The organism is Pseudomonas sp., assembly GCF_050739995.1.
Lineage (GTDB): Bacteria > Pseudomonadota > Gammaproteobacteria > Pseudomonadales > Pseudomonadaceae > Aquipseudomonas.
This window is the reverse complement of record NZ_JBOICG010000121.1, coordinates 1-5,042: the sequence shown is the minus strand read 5'-3', so window position 1 is coordinate 5,042 and position 5,042 is coordinate 1. Positions and strand designations below refer to the sequence as shown.

Below are 5,042 nucleotides of genomic sequence, written 5' to 3'. Positions count from 1 at the left end.
GGGCCTGGGCGCGCCGATTGGTTCGGTGCTTTGCGGCTCCACGGCGTTGATCGCCAAGGCACGGCGCCTGCGCAAGATGGTCGGTGGTGGTATGCGCCAGGCGGGTTCGCTGGCGGCGGCGGGGCTGTATGCCCTGGATCATCAGGTGCAACGTCTGGCCGACGATCATGCCAATGCGCAATGGCTAGGCGATGAGTTGCGCAAGGCTGGTTATGAGGTGGAGCCGGTGCAGACCAATATGGTCTACGTGCAGATCGGTGAGCAGGCTCAGGCCTTGAAGGCCTTTGCCGCCGAACGTGGGATCAAGTTGAGCGCCGCGTCCCGCCTGCGCATGGTCACTCATCTGGATGTCAGTCGGACGCAGATCGAGCAAGTCGCACAGACATTCGTCGAGTTTTCCCGAAAATGACAGTGCAGACCGTCTAATTGACTGTTTCTATCGCATAAACACGCTGTACCACCGGCAAAGGGCCGATATAATGCGGCCCTTTGCCGTCGCTCCGTCTGATGATGTTGCGCACTGGCCTTTGGCCGCAGACTCCGTGGAAGAACCTAATGAAAAGCGCAGAAATCCGTGAAGCCTTCCTTCGCTTCTTCGAAGAGCAAGGTCACACCCGTGTAGCCTCCAGCTCCTTGATCCCAGGCAATGACCCAACCCTGCTGTTCACCAACGCGGGGATGAACCAGTTCAAGGACTGCTTCCTGGGCCAGGAAAAGCGCGCCTATACCCGCGCCACCAGCAGTCAGAAATGCGTACGTGCCGGCGGCAAGAACAGTGACCTGGAAAACGTGGGTTACACCGCACGCCACCACACCTTCTTCGAAATGCTGGGTAACTTCAGCTTCGGCGACTATTTCAAGAAAGATGCGATCACCTTCGCCTGGACCTTCCTTACCGGCGTGTTGAAGCTGCCCAAGGAAAAGCTCTGGGTTACCGTCTACGCGACAGACGACGAAGCCTATGACATCTGGACCCAAGAAATCGGCGTGCCCGTCGAACGCATGATCCGCATCGGCGACAACAAGGGCGCGCCTTACGCGTCCGATAACTTCTGGACCATGGGCGATACCGGCCCGTGCGGCCCATGCACCGAGATTTTCTACGATCACGGCGCGGACATCTGGGGCGGCCCACCGGGCTCGCCGGAAGAAGACGGCGACCGTTACATCGAAATCTGGAACAACGTGTTCATGCAGTTCAACCGCACCGCCGATGGCGTGTTGCATCCGTTGCCGGCGCCATCGGTGGATACCGGCATGGGCCTGGAGCGGATAAGTGCGGTGATGCAGCACGTTCACTCCAACTACGAAATCGACCTGTTCACCAACCTGCTGAGCGCGTCGGCTGCGGCCATTGGTTGCGCCAACGACAATCAGTCTTCGCTCAAGGTCGTTTCGGACCACATCCGTTCCTGCGGCTTCCTGATCGCCGATGGCGTGCTGCCGTCGAACGAAGGCCGTGGCTATGTGCTGCGTCGTATCATCCGTCGTGCCTGCCGCCACGGTAACAAACTCGGCGCCACCGGCAGCTTCTTCTACAAAATCGTGGCAGCGTTGGTCGCAGAAATGGGCGACGCGTTCCCAGAGCTGAAGCAGCAGCAAGCAAACATCGAGCGCGTGCTCAAGGCCGAGGAAGAGCAGTTCTCCAAGACCCTGGAACACGGCCTGAAGATCCTGGAGCAGGACCTGGCTGAACTCAAAGGCACTGTGGTGCCGGGCGATATCGTGTTCAAGCTGTACGACACCTATGGCTTCCCGATGGACCTGACCGCCGACATTGCCCGTGAGCGTGAGCTGACTATCGATGAGGCGGGTTTTGAGCGTGAGATGGAAGCCCAGCGTGTGCGTGCACGTTCGGCCAGCTCCTTTGGCCTGGACTACAACACCCTGGTCAAGGTGGACGTGCCTACTGAGTTCACCGGCTACAAGGCGACCGTTGGCTCGGCCAAGATCGTTGCCATCTATAAAGACGGCAAGTCGGTCGACGTGTTGAACGAAGGCGAGGAAGCGGTGGTGGTCCTCGACCAGACGCCGTTCTACGCCGAGTCTGGTGGGCAGGTCGGCGACTGTGGCTTCCTGAGCTCGACATCCGGTCGTTTTGAAGTGCGCGACACCACCAAGACCGGCGGTGCTTTCCTGCACCACGGTGTGCTGGTGCTGGGCAACTTGACGGTCGGTGCACCGGTCGACACCCAGGTCGATGCCGACGTGCGCCACGCTACAGCGTTGAACCACTCGGCCACTCACTTGCTGCACGCTGCGTTGCGCCAGGTGCTGGGCGAACACGTTCAGCAGAAGGGGTCGTTGGTCGATAGCCAGCGCCTGCGTTTCGACTTCAGCCACTTTGAAGCGATCAAGCCTGAGCAGATCAAAGCCCTGGAAGATATCGTCAACACCGAGATTCGTAAGAATACCCCGGTTGAGACCGAAGAAACCGATATCGAGACCGCCAAGAAGAAAGGCGCCATGGCGCTGTTTGGCGAGAAGTACGGTGATGAAGTGCGCGTGCTGAGCATGGGCGGCAGCTTCTCGGTGGAGCTGTGTGGCGGTATTCACGCAAACCGTACCGGTGACATCGGCCTGCTGAAAATCATCAGCGAAGGCGGTGTGGCGTCCGGTGTGCGTCGTATCGAGGCGGTAACTGGCGCTGCGGCCCTGGCCTACCTCAATGCGGCAGAAGAACAACTCAAGGAAGCGGCCGGCCTGGTCAAGGGTAGCCGCGACAACCTGATCGACAAACTGTCCGCCGTCCTGGAGCGCAACCGTGCGCTGGAGAAACAGCTGGAGCAGTTGCAGGCCAAGGCAGCCAGCGCGGCGGGTGACGATTTGTCCGCTCAAGCGTTGGACGTCAAGGGTGTGAACGTGCTGGCTGTGCGTCTGGACGGTCAGGATGGCAAGGCGCTGTTGGCCTTGGTCGATCAGTTGAAGAACAAGCTCGGCCGCGCAGTGATCCTGCTCGGCGGTGTCCATGAGGATAAGGTCGTTCTGGTTGCCGGTGTAACCAAAGACCTGACTGGCCAACTCAAGGCTGGTGATTTGATGAAGCAAGCCGCTGCGGCAGTGGGCGGGAAGGGTGGCGGTCGTCCGGACATGGCGCAAGGCGGCGGTGTAGACGCCGGCAGCCTGGACGCGGCCCTGGCCCTGACCGTGCCGTTTGTCGAGGCTGGTATTTAAGGTGCCGTGAATGAGCCCATGGTCTAGTCATGGGCTCGCTTAAGCGCTGGAAAATTTGTTTATTGGGCGCCCCTTTACGGGCTGAGGCGGCTTAGAAATGGCTTTGATCGTACAGAAATTTGGAGGCACCTCGGTCGGCTCTGTCGAAAGAATCGAGCAGGTCGCCGACAAGGTTAAGAAGTTCCGCGATGCCGGTGATGACCTGGTGGTGGTGCTGTCGGCCATGAGCGGCGAAACCAATCGCCTGATCGATCTGGCCAAGGCTATCAGCGGTGATCAACAGCCGTTGCCGCGTGAGCTGGATGTGATCGTGTCGACCGGCGAGCAGGTGACCATTGCGTTGCTGGCCATGGCGCTGAACAAGCGTGGCGTGCCAGCGGTGTCCTACACTGGCAGCCAGGTGCGCATCCTGACCGACAGTGCACACACCAAGGCGCGCATCCTGCAAATCGATGATCAGAAAATCCGCACTGATCTGAAAGCCGGGCGCGTGGTAGTTGTAGCGGGCTTCCAGGGGGTGGATGAGCAGGGCAACATCACCACTTTGGGTCGTGGTGGTTCGGACACTACCGGTGTGGCGCTGGCTGCGGCCCTCAAGGCTGATGAATGCCAGATCTATACGGATGTGGATGGCGTCTATACCACTGACCCGCGTGTGGTGTCGGTGGCTCAGCGCCTGGAGAAGATCACCTTCGAAGAAATGCTGGAAATGGCCAGCCTCGGTTCCAAGGTGTTGCAGATCCGCGCGGTAGAGTTCGCCGGTAAGTACAACGTTCCGCTGCGCGTATTGCACAGCTTCAAAGAGGGTCCGGGCACCCTCATTACTATTGATGAAGAGGAATCCATGGAACAGCCGATCATTTCCGGCATCGCTTTCAACCGCGATGAAGCCAAGCTGACGATCCGTGGCGTGCCGGATACCCCGGGCGTGGCCTTCAAGATCCTCGGCCCGATCAGTAGCGCCAACATTGAAGTCGACATGATCGTGCAGAACGTTTCGCATGATAACACCACGGATTTCACCTTCACTGTGCACCGTAACGAGTACGATGCGGCGGAGCGTATCCTGCAGAACACCGCGAGCGAGATTGGCGCCCGTGAAGTGGTCGGCGATACCAAGATTGCCAAGGTGTCGATCGTGGGGGTGGGCATGCGTTCCCATGCCGGCGTTGCCAGCCGCATGTTCGAGGCACTGGCCAAGGAGAGCATCAATATCCAGATGATCTCCACTTCGGAAATCAAGGTCTCGGTGGTGATCGAAGAGAAGTACCTGGAACTGGCTGTACGCGCGCTGCATACCGCTTTTGAGCTGGACGCTCCGGCCCGACAGGGCGAGTGATGTAATGCCCGGAAGGCGCGGTTTACCGCGCCTTTCATTTTTTGTGGAGCCCATGTTCTTTTGCGTGGGCTCGACAATACTTAGGCGGTACGACTATGGCCTTCGGGTCGTAATTTGAAGGCCTTTTTTTGCAGACTGTTGTTCCTGAACTGAAATGCGTGAGGTGAAAGGTATGTTGATTCTGACTCGTCGTTGCGCAGAAAGCCTGATTATCGGTGATGGCGAAATCACCGTGACCGTGCTCGGCGTCAAAGGCAATCAAGTGCGTATTGGGGTTAATGCTCCGAAAGAGGTGGCCGTCCACCGCGAGGAAATTTACCTGCGGATCAAGAAAGAGAAGGACGAAGAACCAAGCCTTTAATTTTTATCGTTTTTTATGTTTGCAAACGGGGATGAACGTGGTTAATATACGCCCCGTGTTGCGGAGAGCTGGCCGAGTGGCCGAAGGCGCTCCCCTGCTAAGGGAGTACACCTCAAAAGGGTGTCGGGGGTTCGAATCCCCCGTTCTCCGCCATTATTTGCTTAGTAC

At 58.5% G+C, this 5,042-nt stretch carries 4 protein-coding genes and 1 tRNA gene; all 5 read left to right on the top strand.

The features are described 5' to 3' along the window. Positions 1-409: beta-eliminating lyase-related protein (locus ACRESD_RS04220; RefSeq protein WP_431749771.1), on the top strand; the 409-nt coding region annotated here is incomplete at its 5' end. Between the two features lie 146 nt (positions 410-555). Beyond that, complete coding sequence (alaS, locus tag ACRESD_RS04215) at positions 556-3,174, top strand: alanine--tRNA ligase (protein WP_431749770.1); 2,619 nt, start codon at positions 556-558, stop codon at positions 3,172-3,174. Positions 3,175-3,271: 97 nt separating this feature from the next. Then, complete coding sequence (locus ACRESD_RS04210; protein ID WP_016973712.1) at positions 3,272-4,513, top strand: aspartate kinase; 1,242 nt, start codon at positions 3,272-3,274, stop codon at positions 4,511-4,513. A gap of 172 nt (positions 4,514-4,685) precedes the next feature. Next, on the top strand, positions 4,686-4,874 hold the full coding sequence (gene csrA, locus ACRESD_RS04205; RefSeq protein WP_003175645.1) for a carbon storage regulator CsrA: 189 nt from the start codon (positions 4,686-4,688) through the stop codon (positions 4,872-4,874). Positions 4,875-4,936: 62 nt separating this feature from the next. Next, positions 4,937-5,027: transfer RNA gene (locus tag ACRESD_RS04200), tRNA-Ser, on the top strand. Positions 5,028-5,042: the final 15 nt, after the last annotated feature.

Coding starts and splice junctions, on each gene's coding strand:
- alaS (WP_431749770.1), top strand. CDS start 556: ATGAAAAGCGCAGAAATCCGTGAAGCCTTCCTTCGCTTCTTCGAAGAG.
- ACRESD_RS04210 (WP_016973712.1), top strand. CDS start 3,272: ATGGCTTTGATCGTACAGAAATTTGGAGGCACCTCGGTCGGCTCTGTC.
- csrA (WP_003175645.1), top strand. CDS start 4,686: ATGTTGATTCTGACTCGTCGTTGCGCAGAAAGCCTGATTATCGGTGAT.